The sequence below is a fragment of the Paraburkholderia sp. GAS199 genome (genome assembly GCF_050436585.1).
Taxonomy (GTDB): Bacteria; Pseudomonadota; Gammaproteobacteria; order Burkholderiales; family Burkholderiaceae; genus Paraburkholderia.
Genome location: NZ_JBNDMM010000003.1, coordinates 384370 through 400557, shown reverse-complemented (window position 1 = coordinate 400557; position 16188 = coordinate 384370). Strand labels below are relative to the sequence as shown.

Below are 16188 nucleotides of genomic sequence, written 5' to 3'. Positions count from 1 at the left end.
ATTCCTGATATGAACGACGGCACGAATCGCCTTCTGTTTCGCCGCCGTTCAGGACATCCGTTGCTTCAGCGCTCCGCGCCCGCTGTGCGGGTCGCGCCTTGCATGGCCTGCCGGAGCATCGGCGACACGCCGCTCGCGTCCGACAACTCCACGGCCGTTTCCTTCAGCGCGGGAACCAGCTCCTTCATGCGCTCTTCGGTGAGACGCGACATGGGACCGGCAATGATCAGGATGGCGCGCACCTCGCCGTTCGGCGCGCAGATAGTCGTCGCCATCGAACTCATGGCGGGCAGAAACATGTCCTGGGTCGTCGCGTAGCCGTTCTTGCGGGCGAGCGCGATCATGGGCAACAGCGCCTTGAACGTGGTGGGCGCGCGCGGGCCGAAGTCGGCGGGCATGCCGAAACCTTGCAGCGAGACGAGCCGCAGCGCGTCTTCTTCGCTTTTGCTGGCGAGCCAGATCATGCCCGCCGCGCTGCACGAGAGCGTGACTGCGCGGCCCATTTCCGGGTCGTAGCGAATGCCTTGCCGCGCGCCTTGGGCCTTGGCAACGTAGATAAGTTGTTCACCGTCCACGATGGCGAGCCGGATCAGTTCTCCCGACGCCGCGGCGAGCCGCTCCAGAATGGGCTGCGCGACATCCACCACGCCGCCGGCGCTCAGAAAACGCAGCCCTAGTGAGGGCAATTTCATGGTCAGGGAGAATTCGCCGCGCCGTTCGTCTTTGCGCACATAGCCCTGTTCGACGAGATCCGCGAGCAGGCGATGCGTCGCGCTGACGGGCATGTCGAGGGTATTCGAAAGTTCTGAAAGCGTTTTACCTTCCGGCGCGCTGGCAAGCTCTTCCAGCATGCGAAGGATACGATCGGCTACGGCGCTCATTGCTTCTCACCTGTTTCGATGGCCACGACAGGCACGCCCCCTTGGCGCGCCGACCCGGCACGGAAACCAGTTTATTGGAAAGTCTTTCCAAAAAGCAAATACTTTTCGAAAATCGATGCAAAGCGCCGGCGGCGCGTCCTTCCCAGCGCATCCGCTGCCAGATGACAGCACGATGACTAAACCGATGGCTAAACGTCCACGGATCGCCTAAGTTAGTTCATACGAACAAGCGGCGTGAACGCGGCAAGCCAGGCCAAGGCAGCGCGCGTGACGAGAACACGGAGGGACCGATGCGGACGACACTGACCTTCTGCCACCGGCTTCTGGCGTCGGTACTGCTGGTGGGCGCGACCCTGCATTCGTCCGTTGCGCGCGAAGACAGCAGCGAGGAAAGAACCCGCGTCGCCGGTGCGCGCGCGCACTTTGCTCAGGAGTTCTGCGGAATTCCAAAGGAGAAGATCGCTCAGTTCAAGGAATCGATCAGAAAGAAATTCGCCGATTCCAAAGACTTCGACGCGCACTGGCAAGCCGGATGGAAACAGGAAGAGCGCGATGCCGGCGCACTGCGTGCAGCGCGTTTGGGCGATCCCGCCGAATACGCGGAACGCGTCAAGACGAGTTGCAGCCGCGTCAAATGGCAAGCCGAAAAATCGATACGCCAGCCGGAACAGAAATAACAGTCCGCGTTAAACTCACTTCGCTGTCGCGGCGCAACACGTGCAATGCGACACGTGCGGTTCAGTACGAATTTGCCGCGCCCGTAGCAAACCCTTGGCACAACCCCAAGCGAAAACCCACGAAATGGAACACGCGCGCGAAAAATACGAGCGGCTGGTTGCCTTCGCCACCACGTTGCCGCCCTTGCCGACCGCCGTCGCGCATCCCTGCGATCACGACTCGCTGTTTGCCGTGCTGGAAGCCGCGCGGCTTCGGCTGATCGCGCCGATTCTCGTGGCGCCGCGCAGCAAGCTCGATGCGGTCGCGCGCGAAGGCGGCTTCGATCTCGCCGCGCTAGACATCGTCGACGTGCCGCACAGTCACGCGGCGGCGGAAGTCGCCGTGCAACTCGTGCACGAAGGCAAGGCGGAAGCATTGATGAAAGGTTCGCTGCACACCGACGAACTGATGGGCGCGGTGGTCGCGCGCACCGGCTTGCGGACCGAGCGGCGTGTGAGTCATTGCTTCGTGATGGACGTGCCGGGCCGCGCAGATGCGCTCATCATCACGGACGCCGCCGTGAACATCTCGCCCACGCTCGACGAAAAACGCGACATCGTGCAGAACGCGATCGATCTCGCGCACGCCTTGCGCTTTCCGGTTGCGCGCGTCGCCATTCTCTCCGCGATGGAAACGGTGAACTCGAAAGTGCCGTCCACGCTCGACGCCGCCGCGCTCTGCAAGATGGCTGATCGTCAGCAGATCACGGGCGGCGTGCTCGACGGCCCGCTCGCGCTCGACAACGCAATCAGCCCGGAAGCCGCGCAAATCAAGGGTATTGCGTCGCCAGTGGCCGGTCATGCCAACGTGCTGGTCGTACCGGACCTCGAAGCCGGCAATCTGCTGGCCAAGAGTCTGTCTTTTCTCGCCGGCGCGGACGCTGCCGGCATCGTGCTGGGCGCCAAAGTGCCCATCATTCTGACGAGCCGTGCAGACTCGGTGATCGCGCGGCTCGCGTCCTGCGCGGTTGCGTCGCTGGTGGCGCTCGCGCGGCGCGAGAAGGCGTCGGCGGCGATCGTTTAACGGCTCGCGGGCCGTGCGTCGCGCGCTTGCGCAAACGCCTCGCTGCACGCATCGCGCACCTGCTCGACGAGCGCCGGCCATCGCTCCCCCAGCGGCTGACGAAACAGCCGCACCGTCCCCGGATACCAGGGCGAATCGGTGCGCTCGTGCATCCAGCGCCAATCGACTTCCGCCGACGGTAGCATGATCCAGCACGGCGTTCCCATCGATGCCGCGAGATGCGCGATCGACGTATCCACGCAAATCACCAGATCGAGTTGCGCGACGATCGCGGCGGTATCCGCCAGATCGTCTATCTCGCCACCGAGATGCAGAAGCGGCTGGCCAGCGCACGGCAAGTCGGCTTCTCCCGCGCCCTTCTGCAAACTCACGAAACTGACGCCCGGCACACGCCAGAGCGGCGCGAGCACGGCGAGAGACGGCAGCGAACGGTTCGCGTCGTTACGATGCAATGGATTACCTTTCCACACCAGCCCCACTCTGCGCCCCACGGGAAGCACGGCAAGACGTTCGCGCCATGTCTGCACGAGCGACGCATCCAGTGCCAGGCGAACGGGCGGCACGATGGTGTCGAGCGTCGTGCCGAGATGCAGGGGCGCGCTCAGCGGGCTCGTCCAGAAGTCGTAATGCAGCGCGTTCGACCATGCCGTCTCGTGGTCGAGCAATACGTCCACACCGTCTACGTCGGCGAATAAACGATGCAGCGCGGGCGCGCAGGCAAATGCGATTTCGCTCGCGCCGCGCGCCTTGAACTCCGCAAGATAACGGCCAAACTGGATGGCGTCGCCGAGGCCGCCTTCCTGCCAGACGAGCAGCTTTTTTCCGGCCAGCGGTTCGCCTTGCCAGCGCGGGCGGCCGAGCACCTGCTGCGTTTTGTATTGCACCGAGTCCGGGTCGGCGTGGCGCTCTTCGTAGAGACGCCAGCCTTCTTCGAAACGTCCTTCGCTGATGAGCAAGGTCGCCAGGGCGAACTTCGCCATTGGGTAATCGCCGCGGATAGTGAGCGCGCGCCGGTAAGCAGCCTCGGCTTCGTCCAGTTGTCCGAGTTCCTTCAACACGTTGCCGAGATTGCTGTGCCCCATGACGAAGCCGGGGTTCAGTTCGACGGACCGTCGATACGCTTGCGCCGCTTCGTGCCAGCGGCCGAGCGGTCTCAGCACGACACCGAGGTTGTAATGAAATTCGTAGCGATCCGGACGCAGGCGCGCCGCATCGGCATAGGCGGCATGCGCCTCGGGCACGCGCCCGAGGTCCTGCAAAACCGAGCCCAGCAGATTGTGGACATCGGCCAGATCGTCGCGCACGGCCAGCAATTGCCGATAGAGCGTCTCCAGATCGTGCAGGCGGCCGAGCCCTTTGAGCAAGGTGCCGAGATTCAGGTAAGCATCCACGAACGCGTGATGCGTTTCGATCGCGCGACGCCAGTACGATTCGGCGTCGTCGAGCAGGCCGATTCCGAGCGAACTGACTGCCGCGATCTGCAACGCCTCGGCGAGCGGCCCGGTTGCGAGCGGCGGTTGCGCGTCGAGCAACGGCTTGACCTTCGAGAGCGCGTCGGCGAATTTCGCCAGTGAATCGGACGACCCGGCAAAGGACGGTGAACTCATGCTGGTTTCGAGCTGGTTTCGATCGCGGTGGATTTGAAAACGTCGGGACGGCTTCGTGTGCGTCGGCCGCCAGCATAGCAGGCCTCGCGCAGTTGACTCGCACGTGATTCACACGTGACACGCAAGCAACGCGCGCCCACAGGTCGTCTCCCGCTCGACGATATGAAAGCCCACGTCGGTCACCTTGTCGCATTGCTGGCCCGCCAGCCGGTCGAGCAGGCAGCGCGCCGCCGTGAGTCCGATGCGCGTGCCGTCCACGCGCACTGTGGTCAGTTGCGGCGTGGTCTCGGTGGCGAATTCGAGGTCGCCGAATCCGCAGATGGACAAGGTCGACGGCACGCCGATATCCAATCGCCGCGCGGCGCCGAGCACGCCGATGGCGAGCAGGTCGGAGCCGCAAAACACGCCGTCGAGGGCGGGCGCCTGCTCAAGCAGCGTGGACAACGCAGCCTTGCCCAAGACTACCGAACTCGGCGGCGACACCAGCACTTCCGCAACTCCGTGAATGCCCGCTTCGGCGAGACGCTCGCGAAAACCGGCGCGGCGCGCGAGCGCGCGTTCGTCGTCGGCCGAGACGCGACCCGGTGTGCGCAGTTTGCGCTGCAGGAAATGCTCCGCCACGGCCACGCCGATCCGGTAATGCGAGAAGCCGACGAGCATGTCGATCGGCTCGCCGGTCATGTCCCACGTTTCGACGATCGGAATGCCCACGTTGCGCAAGCGTTCGCGCAGCGACGCCGTGTGCGCCACGCCCGTCAGCATCACGCCTTCGGGACGTCGGCTGAGCACGGCGTCGAGCAGCGCCTCCTCGCTCGAATCGCTGTACCCGCTCAACGCCAGCAACACCTGATAACCCGCACGCGACATCGTCTCGCTAAACACCTGGATCGTTTCGGAAAACAGCGAGTGTGCGATCGTCGGCACGATGGCGGCGATCAGCCGCGAGCGCGACGAAGACAAACCGCCCGCGAGACGATTGGGCACGTAGCCGAGTTTCTGCACGACCTGGCGCACGCGTTCCAGCGTTTCCGGCGCGACCGTCTCCGGACTGTTGAACACGCGCGACACGGTTATCGGCGCAACGCCAGCGAGCGTGGCGACATCGGTGATGCGCAAGCCTTTGGGACCGCCGCGCTGACGCCGCGCCGTCACAGCGGCATCCAGCTCGTCAGGGCTAGCTACGGTGCCCTGCTTGTGATTCGGCATGATTCGATCGCAAGAATTATCGGGGACGTGGCGAACGGATACAGACCGTCATGATTTCTGCGCGCGCCACTGCGCATAGGCGGCGAGCGTTTCCTCGTTGGGCGGATACGTGCCGCGCAATGGCCGGCCTTCTTCGATGCGTTGTGTGATGAAGGCTTCGAGCTGCTCCTGCTCGGCGGCGTCGCGCGCCACGTCTTCCGCCATCTCGCGCGGCACGATCACGACGCCGTCGCCATCCGCGACGACGATATCGCCCGGATACACCGCCACGCCGCCGCAGGCGATCGGCACGTTCATATCCACGGCATGATGCTTCGCGAGATTGAGCGGCGCGCTTGCGCCCGCGCACCACAGCGGCAAGCCGAGGCCGGCAATCGTGCCGCTGTCGCGCACGGGACCGTCCGACACCATGCCCGCCACGCCGCGTTTGACGAGGCGCAGCGCGAGAATCGAGCCGACCGAGGCGACCGCGCGTTCGCCACGACAGTCCTGCACCAGCACGCTGCCGGGCGGCGCGGTCTCGACGGCTTTGCGCTGCGGATGATCCGGGTCCTGAAACACGCCGACATGATCGAGGTCTTCACGCGCCGGAATATTGCGCAGCGTGAAGGCGGGTCCCACCAGATTCGCTGCGCCGGGCGACGGTTTGACGAGCGGCGTCACGCCTTGCAAAAAGACGTTGCGCAAGCCGCGCTTGAATAGCTGCGTGGTCAGCGTCGCCGTGCTGACGTGACGCAATAGCTCAAGCGCTGCTTCGCTCACCGTGATTTCGGAGGCAGTCATGAAAGGCCTGCAAGAGTGAGTGATTCGGTTAGTGGATTTCAGGCCCGGTGCGGTCGGCTGCCGTGCCGTCAGTTGCGGAAACTTGCGAGCGCGCGGTTTCAATCGGTTCTTCGAGGAAGTCGAAATCGCAGCCCTTGTTCGCCTGTGTCACGTGCAATTGATGCATGACGCCGAAACCGCGTTCGAACGGCGCCTTCGGCGCGGTCCATGCGGCTTTGCGCGCGGCCAACTCGGCGTCGCTTACGTCGAGATGCAAGCGCCGCGCGTGCACATCCATCTCGATCATGTCGCCGTCGCGCACCAGTGCCAACGGTCCGCCCACGAACGATTCGGGCGCCACGTGCAGCACGCACGCGCCGTAACTGGTGCCGCTCATGCGTGCATCGGAAATACGCATCATGTCGCGCACGCCCTGTTTCAGCAGCTTTTGCGGAATCGGCAACTGGCCCCACTCGGGCATGCCCGGCGCGCCCACCGGACCGGCGTGTTGCAGCACGATCACGGAATCGGCGGTAACGTCGAGCGATTCGCTGTCGATGCGCGCGGCCATGTCCGCGTAATCCTTGAATACGACGGCGGGGCCGCGATGCTTCATGAACTGCGTTTCCATCGCGGCGGGTTTGATCACGGCGCCGTCGGGCGCAAGGTTGCCGGTCAGCACGGCGAGGCCGTCGCTCGCCACTAGCGGACGACTGCGTTTGCGGATCACGTCGTCGTTGAAAATTTCCGCACCGGCGATGTTCTCGCCGAGCGTCGAGCCGTTCACGGTCATCTGCGAACCGTCGATCAACTCGCCCAGTTCGAGCAGCAAGGCGCGCAAACCGCCCGCATAGAAAAAATCTTCCATCAGGTACTGGCCGGCCGGACGCACGTTGCCGATCACCGGCGTGATCCGCGCGAGTTCGTCGAAACGCGCGGTGGTCAGGTCGATGCCGGCGCGGCGTGCCACCGCAACCAGATGCACGATCGCGTTGGTCGAACCCGACATGGCCAGCACGGTCGTGACAGCGTTGTCGAAGGAACGCGCGGTGAGAATGTCGGACGGCTTCTGGTCGATCCACACCATCTCGACGATGCGCTGACCGGTCAGCGAAGCGAATTGCGCATGCCGCGAATCCACTGCGGGAATCGACGAGAAGCCCGACAAGGTCAGGCCGAGCGCTTCGGCGGCGCTCGTCATGGTCGAGGCGGTGCCCATCGTCATGCAATGACCGGGCGAACGGGCAATGCCGCTTTCGATGCCCTTCCACTCGGCCTCGCTGATCTTGCCGGCGCGCAACTCCGCCCAATACTTCCAGGTGTCCGAGCCGCTGCCGAGCGTGCGGCCGTTCCAGTTGCCACGCAGCATCGGACCGGCCGGCAGATAGATGGCCGGCAGGTCCATGCTGATCGCGCCCATCAGCAAACCGGGCGTGGTCTTGTCGCAACCGCCCATCAGCACGCAGCCGTCGAACGGGTAGGACTTCAGCAATTCCTCCGTCTCCATGGCGAGGAAATTGCGGTAGAGCATCGTGGTGGGCTTCTGGAACGGCTCGGCGAGGGTCATGACCGGCATCTCCACGGGGAAACCGCCGGCCTGCCAGACGCCGCGTTTCACCTCCTCCACGCGCTGTTTGAAATGCGTGTGGCAGGAGTTGATCTCGCTCCACGTATTGACGATCGCGATGACCGGCTTGCCCATGTAGTCCGACGCGTGATAACCCATCTGCGCCGTGCGCGAACGGTGACCGAACGAGCGCAGGTCGTTCACGCCGTACCAGCGGTAGCTGCGAAGCTGCTCAGGTGTTTTCCGGGTCGATGACACGCTCGCCTCCATGATAGCGACGCCACCGCGCGACACATGTTCGCGTGAGGACGCGCTAATGAGTTGCCGTCGATGGTATCGCTACCATTAGCGAGGGTCGTCCTGGGGATTGCACGTAGGTATGGCGCTTGCGCGCACTCCGGTACACCCATTTTCCAAGGAGGCAATGATGGGCTCAATCAATCCCCAAGGCGATATGCGCAGCGGAGCGAACGTGATCGGCAGCGGCATGGGCGAGGGTCCCGGGCCGGACATCATGGCGGCGGCAACGCTGGACGGCAACAAGGTGATGTCGTCCGACGGCGAACATGTCGGCAAGATCTCCGACATCATGCTCGACGTGCGCAGCGGACGAATCGCTTACGCCGTGCTGTCGGAAGGCGGCTTTCTCGGGATGGGCGCGAATCTGCACGCCATTCCGTGGAGCGCGCTCACGCTCGACACCGACGAGAAATGTTTCCACGTCGATATCACCGCGCAACGTTTGAAAGACGATCCGGGCTTCGACAAGGATCACTGGCCGACAATGGCCGATTCGAAATGGGGCGCGTCGACGCACAGCTATTACAACCGTCAGCCGTATTGGCTCGCCACGCAGGAAGTGGTGGAAGACGACCCGGATGTCATGCGGCCGCCGCTCGACCACTAGTCGACCGGTAGAAAGGATAGGCCGCGATAAAAGTAATACTGAATCGCGGCACTGAAAGACGCTTCGCCGCCTGCGCGTTTCATGCCGCGCCGGCGGCGCGTTTTTTTGCGGCAGCTAATTAAAAACTTGCGGGCTGGCGAGCCAGTGCAAAAACGGCAGCGTGTGTAAAAGCTAGCCGCCTGCCCGCTTCGCATGATGACCGTCTTTCTTGAGCAATTCGACGACGCGCTCGGCGTGGTCGCCCTGAATCTCGATCACGCCATCTTTCACCGTGCCGCCGGAACCGCAGGCGGTGCGCAATTGCTTGCCGAGCGTCGCCAGCGCAAGCGGGTCGAGCGGCAAGCCTTTGACGAGCGTCACGCTCTTGCCGCCGCGCCCTTTCGTCTCGCGGCTCACGCGCGCAATGCCGTCGCCGGCAGGTGACGATTTATGTGCCGTCTTGCAGACGCAATCCTTGACCGGGCGCCTGCATTCGGGACACATCTGGCCGCCGTCGGTGGAATAGACGAGGCCGCCTTTCGAACTACTTTTCATGATCTCGATGACTTGCAGACGCGTGGACCGGAATGGCCCCGAGTCTAGCAGTCGGCGGCGAGGCTCGCACGCATCGTCGAGACCTTGCTTACTTCAGACCGAGTATGCCGCGCAGTCGCGACAGATCTTCGGCGAGCGTCTGCACCGGACGAACCAGCGCTTTGCGATCGGCGTCGCTGAGTTTGTCGTATGTCTGGAAACCGTCCGCCGTTTTGTACTTCGCGAGAATCGCGTCGACGGTAGCGAAGTTCGCATCGACCTTCTTCGCAAACGCCGGGTCCTGTTTCTGGATCATCGGCTCGAACAGCGTCACGATTTTCTTCGCGCCGTCCACGTTGCCCTGGAAGTCCCACAAATCCGTGTGGCTGTAGCGGTCTTCTTCACCGGAGATTTTCGTCGCGGCGACTTCTTCCATCAACGCGGCCGCGCCGCCCACCACCTTCGACGGCGGGAACACGAGGCCCTGAATGCGCGTCTGCAGATCGAGCACGTCTTTCATCAGCTTGTCGGCGAGCGGGCCGAGGTCGGCCGTGCTGTTCTTCGTGTACAGGCCGTATTCGATGCGGTGAAAACCGGTGAACGACGGATCGGCTTCTTTCTTTTCGTGGTCGTCGGCGCGGGAATCCACGGCGTTATCGAGGTCGCTGAAAAGCTCGGCGATCGGCTCGATCGATTCGTAGTGAACACGCGTAGGCGCATACAGGGCTTTCGCTTTCGCCAGATCGCCGCTCTTGATCGCGGCGACGAACGCGCGCGTTCCGTCCACCAGTTGCTGGGTTTCGACAGACACGTAGATCTTGTAGTCGGAAACCGGCTTCACGAGGTCGAGCGGCGCGACGGCTGCGTTTGCCTGATAAACCGTGCCGAAGAGACTCGTCACGAGTAGAGCCGCGATCAGAATGCGTTTTTGTTTCATGAGTTTCCCCTTGTCGATATGTTCACGTTCACAGGCCACCTCGTGACCCTTCGGCGGGCCAGCGTGGCTACGCCGACAACATGGCGCGTCCGAGATAATCGGCGCGGCTCGTGGCGCCAGGCAGCACAAAGAAGTAGCCGCCGCCGATCGGCTTCAAATACTCTTCCAGCGGCTCACCGTTCAGTTTTGTCTGCACGGCGACGAAACCCTTGTCGAGGTCCGACTGAAACGCGATGAACAGCAGGCCCATTTCGAGTTGCCCGTTCGGCGCGATCCCGTTCGAATAGTTGAAGGGACGGCGCAGCAGCAGATGGCCGCTGGCTTCGCGCGTGCGGTCGTTCGCGAGCCGGATGTGCGCATCCAGCGGCGTCGCCGTTCCCTTCGGATCGCGCGCGTAATTGGGCACATCGCTTTCTTTCTTGCCGTCGAGCGGCGCGCCGCTCGCCTTGCGCCGTCCGATGATGGTCTCCTGCTCCTGAAGCGGCGTGCGATCCCAGCGCTCGACGAAATTGCGAATGATGCGCACGGCCTGGTAGGTGCCGTTCGCGGCCCACGCCGGTTCGGCCGCGCCATTCGTGTCCGCCTGCGACGGCTGCACCCACACGATGCGGTTCATCAGCGCGGCGTCGTTGACATCCGGATTGGCCGACCCATCGCGAAAGCCGAGCAGATTGCGCGCGCTGCTGACCTCGCCTTTGGCTTGCGCGGGTGTCGGCGGCACGGTGCCTTCCTGCTTCCAGCGCAGCATCAGCAGATCCGGCGTGTTCTTGACGATATCGCGCAGCGCGTGAATGTTGGTGTCCGGCGTGTTGGCGCAGAATTGCAGCAGCAGGTCACCGTGGCAGAGCTTTTCGTCGAGCGCGTCGTTGGGAAAACCGCGCATGCGCGAGAGCCGCACCGGCTTCTTCGCGGCCAGACCGAAACGCTCGTCGAACAGGCTCGCGCCCACCGCCACCGTGACGGTCAAGCCATCCGGCGCGATCACGGGACCGAGTATGCCCGAGTCGGGCGGCGGAAACTTCGGGTCGGTTTCAGGCGTCTTGCCGCCCTGCGTCAGAAACGCGATGCGCTCGGTCAGCGTGCGAAACAGCCGCTCGAGATCGGCGCGATCCGTGCTGAGAACGTCGAATGCCACCACCATGCCGGACGCCGGACGCGGCGTCGTCACCCCTTGCTGACGCACGCCGAAAAACGGGTAGCGCTGGGTTTGATCGAGATGCGCCTGCGGGGCGTCGGTGACCTGCTTGCCCGCGCCCGCTTCGCGCGCGTTGGCCCAGTTCATGGCGAGCGCGCCCGCGCCCGCACCGAGTCCCGTCAGCAACCGGCGGCGTGTCGGCGACGGCGCGCGGCTGTCCTGTGCGATCGATGAATCCGTTGAGGTCACTGCGCTCGTGGCGTCCTGGTCGTGTTCTGGCTTGGGCATAAATGGAGTAGTCACGATCAATTCAGTCCGAGGGACGAGTTGATCTTTCGAAGATCATTGGCGAGCGTGCCGAGGCGGGCCGCGAGTTGTTCGCGCTGACCGGCGTCGAACGTCGCGAACGTGGCGTCGGCGCTCGCGTTGTCGAAGGTTTTCTTTGCCTGCGCGGTGCCGCCGTCGAGATCGGCGTTCAACGCGCTCATCAGCGCGGGATTCGATTGCTGCAGCAACGGCTTGAGCAGTCCGACGATTTCGCCGACGCCTTCGAGTGCCGGCGCGACATCGGACGGACTCATGGATGCGTGCGGCTGTTCGTTGCCGGCCTTGATCGCGGTGGCGATCAGATCGACACGACGCGCCGCCGCCACGGCCAGTTGCTTTGGCTGCACGGACAGATCGTCCATCCGCTGACGCAGCGCCTGCGTGTCCTTCAGCAATTGCTGCGACGGCGCGGCAAGCGACGCATCGGCGCCCGACGCATATAGCCCGTACTGCACGCGGTGGAAACCGGTGAAACCCGGATCTTTCTCGCGCTTGTCGAAGAAGTCGGCGGGCGCGTCGAGTTTCTTGTCGAGGTCGCTAAAGAGATCGGCGATCGGCGACAGGTGCATATAGACCGCGTGCGCGTCGGCATACGCCGTTTTCGCGGCTGCTGCATCGCCGCTCGCGATGGCGTGATCGAGCGTCTGTACGGCCGTGACGAGCGACATGGATTGCAAGGTCAGATAGACGCGGTATTCCGACAGCGGACCTACGAAGTCGGTCATGGAAGGCGCCGCCTTGCTGGCCTGCTCCGACTGCGCCGTGGGCGTGACGTGCAGTCTGCCGCGCGGATTGCTCAACAGGCCGCAGGTGATGTCGTAATCGCCGGGCGAGAGTTGCACGGACAACGTCTGCGCAAAGGCAGGCGCGATGTTCTCGCGTTCCTCGATCACCATCACGCCATCGAGAATTTCCCATTCGACCGCGCGGTCCGACGTATTGACGATGCGAAACGTCGAGAGTCCGGCGGGCACGGTCAGCTCGGCAGGCGTGCACTCGTGCGCGCCCACGTTGACCGTGATCACGCCCGCGCCGGCTTCGTGCGACTCGTGCGCCTGCCGCGCGAAACGCGTGGCCATGTAAAAGGCCACGAGTCCCACGACCACCAGCAACGCGGCCGCGACCAGCAGCACCCACATCGTCTTGCCGGCGGCCGGCGCGGCGTCCGGATTTGCAGCGGCGTTGGCGGCGGCATTCGCGGCGTGCTGCGCGTTCGGTGATTGACCGGCGTTCTTCTTCTCGCCCCGTGTCTGACTGGATTCGCTCATAAATACGTCTTGTTGGACCGTCTTTTTACGTTCTGGTTTGACCGACCTGCTGGCTCGGCGACGGTGCCGCCGGACGCAGAAAGCCGTAGAGGCTGACGACGAGGAACACCACGTAGGCGAGCACTTCGCTCTGCGTCGGTGCGTCTTCGTAGCCGAAGATGCCGGCGAAGACCGTGCCGAGCGCGCTGTCGGCCGGCAGGATGGAGCTTGCGTCGAAGACGACGCCTTGCAGGAGATTCCACACGCCCGCTTCGTGCAACGCGCGCACGGAACCTGCGAGAATGCCCGCGGCCACCACGAGGATGAAGACGCCGGTCCAGCGGAAGAAACGCTTGAGGTTCAGACGCACGCCGCCGGCGTAAATGGCGTAGCCGATGATGCACGCGCATACGAGGCCGAGCAGCGCGCCGACGGGCGCCGCCGCACTTTCGCTCTGCTGGAACGTGGCGAGCAGGAAGAACACCGATTCGAGCCCTTCGCGCGCCACCGCGAAGAAGATCATGCCGACGAGCGCATAGCCCTGGCGTCGCGACGACGCCAACGCGCTATCGACCGAGGCCCGCAATTCGGACGCGATGGAGCGCGACACCTTGCGCATCCAGAACACCATCGACGTCAGCACGCACACGGCGATCCCGCCGACCACGGCTTCGAAGAATTCCTGGGCTTTCTGGGGGAACTCGGCGCTGATGAACTGCAGTGCCGCGCCGACGAACAGGGACAGCGCGGTGGCGAGCAGAATGCCGATCCACACCATCGGCATCCAGCGCGCCCGCCCCGTCTGATTGAGATAACCGGCAACGATGCCGACGATCAGTGCTGCCTCGATACCTTCTCGAAGCATGATGAGAAACGGGACAAGCATAGTGACCTGGTAAGCGGAAAGATCGCGTTAGAAGCGACGTTGCCGACCACCGCGATCAAGCACAGGCCCGTGACAACGACGTGAACTCCGCAATGTACGCCGTCGACTATTTAAATGCAAGTGATTCGCATTACCGAAATTAACAATAGTACTGTCGAAAATCGGCAATAAGGGCCGGTCGAAGCCGGCCCCTCGTGCTTACGCCGACAGCTTCGTCATTTCCGCGAAGAGATCGGCCTTGCCCTCGAAGCCGATGCCGGGCAGATCGGGCATGGTGATGAAGCCGTTCTCCACTTTCACGCCGTCAGGGAAGCCGCCATAAGGCTGGAACAGATCCGGATAGGACTCGTTGCCGCCGAGCCCCAGACCCGCCGCGATGTTCAACGACATCTGATGGCCACCGTGCGGAATGCAGCGACTCGCCGACCAGCCGTGCTGATGCAGCATCTCGAGCGTGCGCAGGTATTCGACGAGCCCGTAGCTCAGCGCGCAGTCGAATTGCAGCCAGTCACGGTCGGCACGCATGCCGCCGTAACGGATCAGGTTGCGCGCGTCCTGCATCGAGAACAGGTTCTCGCCGGTCGCCATCGGCTTGTCGTAGTAATTGCGCAGCGTGGCTTGCAATTCGTAATCGAGCGGATCGCCCGCTTCTTCGTACCAGAACAGGTCGTATTGGGAGAGCGCCTTGGCGTACTGAATGGCGGTATCCAGATCGAAGCGGCCGTTCGCATCCACGGCGAGCTTCTGGCCGTCGCCGAGCACGCTCAGGATCGAATCGATACGGCGCAGGTCTTCGTCGAGCGACGCGCCGCCAATCTTCTTCTTCACGACCGTATAGCCGCGATCGATATAGCTGCGCATTTCGTCTTTCAGCTTTTCATGATCCTGGCCCGGATAGTAGTAACCGCCCGCGGCGTACACGAAAATCTCGCGATTCGGCTGACCGTTGCCGTAGCGATCCGCGAGTAACTGGAACAGCGGTTTGCCTTCGATCTTCGCGACCGCATCCCAGATCGCCATGTCGATGGTGCCGATGGCGACCGAGCGCTCGCCGTGGCCGCCGGGTTTTTCGTTGGTGAACATGGCGGCCCAGATCTTGTGCGGATCGAGGTTGTCGCCAGCGTCGTTCACGAGGCTGGCCGGATCGGCTTCGAGAATGCGCGGAATGAAGCGCTCGCGCATCAGCTTGCCCTGACCGTAGCGGCCATTCGAATTGAAGCCGTAACCGACGACCGGTTTGCCGTCGCGGATCACGTCCGTCACCAGGGCGACGAGACTCAGCGTCATCTTGCTGAAGTCGATATAGGCATTGCGGATCGGCGAACTGATCGGCATGGTTTTTTCGCGGATTTCAACGATTCTCACGGCGGTGTCTCCAGAATGAAGGGCAGCGATTGCATGCGCCCTGCTGCAATGACACGTAGCTTAGCCGTCAAACGCAGCGCTATAATTCACTTCGATTCATTTCATTTTTTACTTTCAGCGAATAACCTCGCGATTACGCGAAATGGCGACCGACGCCCTGCCCGATTTCGATTTCTTCATTCTGCTCGCGCGACTCAGGAGCATGTCGGGCGCCGCGCGTGCGCTCGACCTCACGCCGCCGGCTGCCACCAAGCGGCTTGCGTCGATCGAACAGCGTCTCGGCGTGCGCCTCGTGAACCGCACCACGCGAAGCGTCAGCCTCACGCCCGAAGGCGAAACGTATCTGCGCTACGCGACGCAAATCGCGGAGCAGGTCCGCCAGATGGAAGACGAGATCGCCGGCTCACGCGCCGATCCGCACGGGCTGCTGCGTATCAATGCAACGCTCGGCTTCGGGCGCACCTCGATCGCACCGCTCGTTTCCGAGTTTGCGAAACGCTTTCCCAAGGTCGAGATCCAGTTCGAAGTGACCGATCGGCCCATCGATCTGGTGGAAGAAGCCTTCGATATGGCAATCCGTTTCGGTGAACTGCCCGACAGCCGGCTCAGCGCGCGGCGCATCATGAGCAACCGGCGCTTTCTGTGCGCGTCGCCGAAATACCTCGAACGTTTCGGCACGCCCGAACGCGTGGAAGACCTGCTCCGGCACCGTTGCATCGTCCATCGTCAGAACGACGACGCGTATGGCGTCTGGCGCTATATGCAGGGCGATCAGATGGAAGCGTTGAAGGTGAAAGGCGCGCTATCGAGCAACGACGGCGACATCGTGCTGCGCTGGGCACTCGACGGCCACGGCATTCTGATCCGCTCGGAATGGGATCTCGCGAAGTACGTTCAGAGCGGTCGCCTGAAACTGGTCTTGCCCGACACGGTGCTGCCGTCGGCCGATCTGTTCGTGTACTACCCCAGCCAGCGAAATCAGACGGCGCGCGCCCGAGCATTCATCGACTTTCTGATCGACCACTTCCAGGCGCCGTTCATTCCCGTTGAAACGGGTGCGCGAATTTACGCCCGCAAAAAGAAGGCGGCCCGCAAGGCGTAGCGTTTT

15 protein-coding genes are annotated in these 16188 nt (G+C 63.3%); 4 read left to right on the top strand and 11 right to left on the bottom strand.

The features are described from left to right. Nucleotides 1-65: 65 nt before the first annotated feature. Nucleotides 66-881: an IclR family transcriptional regulator gene (locus tag P3T18_RS13500; protein ID WP_429300423.1), complete on the bottom strand. Its 816-nt coding sequence runs from the start codon at nucleotides 879-881 to the stop codon at nucleotides 66-68. 290 nt (nucleotides 882-1171) lie between these two features. On the opposite strand from P3T18_RS13500, the gene P3T18_RS13495 reads away from it, so the two are divergent. Further along, complete coding sequence (locus tag P3T18_RS13495; RefSeq protein ID WP_429300422.1) at nucleotides 1172-1558, top strand: hypothetical protein; 387 nt, start codon at nucleotides 1172-1174, stop codon at nucleotides 1556-1558. A 94-nt stretch (nucleotides 1559-1652) separates the two neighbouring features. Next, entirely contained in the window at nucleotides 1653-2621 is a 969-nt protein-coding gene (locus P3T18_RS13490; protein ID WP_429300421.1) for a phosphate acetyltransferase, read from the top strand. On the opposite strand, the gene P3T18_RS13485 is transcribed toward P3T18_RS13490, so the two are convergent. The 4 genes from P3T18_RS13485 to araD form a co-directional block, all read right to left on the bottom strand. Continuing rightward, nucleotides 2618-4228: a tetratricopeptide repeat protein gene (locus P3T18_RS13485; RefSeq protein ID WP_429300420.1), complete on the bottom strand. Its 1611-nt coding sequence runs from the start codon at nucleotides 4226-4228 to the stop codon at nucleotides 2618-2620. The genes P3T18_RS13490 and P3T18_RS13485 overlap by 4 nt on opposite strands. 108 nt (nucleotides 4229-4336) lie before the next feature. Next, a complete protein-coding gene (locus P3T18_RS13480; RefSeq protein ID WP_429300419.1) occupies nucleotides 4337-5434 on the bottom strand; it encodes a LacI family DNA-binding transcriptional regulator in 1098 nt (365 codons plus the stop codon). 48 nt (nucleotides 5435-5482) lie between these two features. Further along, a complete protein-coding gene (locus P3T18_RS13475) occupies nucleotides 5483-6217 on the bottom strand; it encodes a ribonuclease activity regulator RraA (protein ID WP_429300418.1) in 735 nt (244 codons plus the stop codon). A 28-nt stretch (nucleotides 6218-6245) separates the two neighbouring features. Then, the gene (gene araD / locus P3T18_RS13470) at nucleotides 6246-8033 is read right to left on the bottom strand and encodes an L-arabinonate dehydratase (RefSeq protein ID WP_429300417.1); all 1788 of its coding nucleotides are present in this window, start codon (nucleotides 8031-8033) and stop codon (nucleotides 6246-6248) included. 157 nt (nucleotides 8034-8190) lie between these two features. Here araD and P3T18_RS13465 point away from each other — a divergent pair, with 157 nt between their 5' ends. Beyond that, nucleotides 8191-8670, top strand: coding sequence for a PRC-barrel domain-containing protein (locus P3T18_RS13465; RefSeq protein ID WP_429301090.1), 480 nt, complete (start codon nucleotides 8191-8193; stop codon nucleotides 8668-8670). Nucleotides 8671-8841: 171 nt separating this feature from the next. Here the strand turns inward: P3T18_RS13465 and P3T18_RS13460 are convergent, their stop codons facing one another. The 6 genes from P3T18_RS13460 to P3T18_RS13435 form a co-directional block, all read right to left on the bottom strand. Continuing rightward, nucleotides 8842-9204, bottom strand: coding sequence for a translation initiation factor Sui1 (locus tag P3T18_RS13460; RefSeq protein ID WP_429300416.1), 363 nt, complete (start codon nucleotides 9202-9204; stop codon nucleotides 8842-8844). Nucleotides 9205-9292: 88 nt separating this feature from the next. Continuing rightward, the gene (gene efeO / locus P3T18_RS13455; RefSeq protein WP_429300415.1) at nucleotides 9293-10120 is read right to left on the bottom strand and encodes an iron uptake system protein EfeO; all 828 of its coding nucleotides are present in this window, start codon (nucleotides 10118-10120) and stop codon (nucleotides 9293-9295) included. Between the two features lie 67 nt (nucleotides 10121-10187). After that, nucleotides 10188-11558 (bottom strand): iron uptake transporter deferrochelatase/peroxidase subunit, encoded by a 1371-nt coding sequence (efeB, locus tag P3T18_RS13450; protein ID WP_429300414.1) that lies wholly within the window; start codon nucleotides 11556-11558, stop codon nucleotides 10188-10190. 2 nt (nucleotides 11559-11560) lie between these two features. Further along, entirely contained in the window at nucleotides 11561-12850 is a 1290-nt protein-coding gene (gene efeO, locus P3T18_RS13445) for an iron uptake system protein EfeO (protein WP_429300413.1), read from the bottom strand. 25 nt (nucleotides 12851-12875) lie between these two features. After that, entirely contained in the window at nucleotides 12876-13715 is an 840-nt protein-coding gene (gene efeU, locus P3T18_RS13440) for an iron uptake transporter permease EfeU (RefSeq protein WP_429300412.1), read from the bottom strand. Nucleotides 13716-13913: 198 nt separating this feature from the next. Then, nucleotides 13914-15080 carry a mandelate racemase/muconate lactonizing enzyme family protein gene (locus P3T18_RS13435; protein WP_429300411.1) on the bottom strand — a complete coding sequence of 389 codons (1167 nt, stop codon included), beginning with the start codon at nucleotides 15078-15080 and terminating at the stop codon, nucleotides 13914-13916. Between the two features lie 142 nt (nucleotides 15081-15222). Between P3T18_RS13435 and P3T18_RS13430 the strand changes: the two genes are divergently transcribed. Beyond that, nucleotides 15223-16182: a LysR family transcriptional regulator gene (locus tag P3T18_RS13430; protein WP_429300410.1), complete on the top strand. Its 960-nt coding sequence runs from the start codon at nucleotides 15223-15225 to the stop codon at nucleotides 16180-16182. Nucleotides 16183-16188 lie beyond the last annotated feature (6 nt).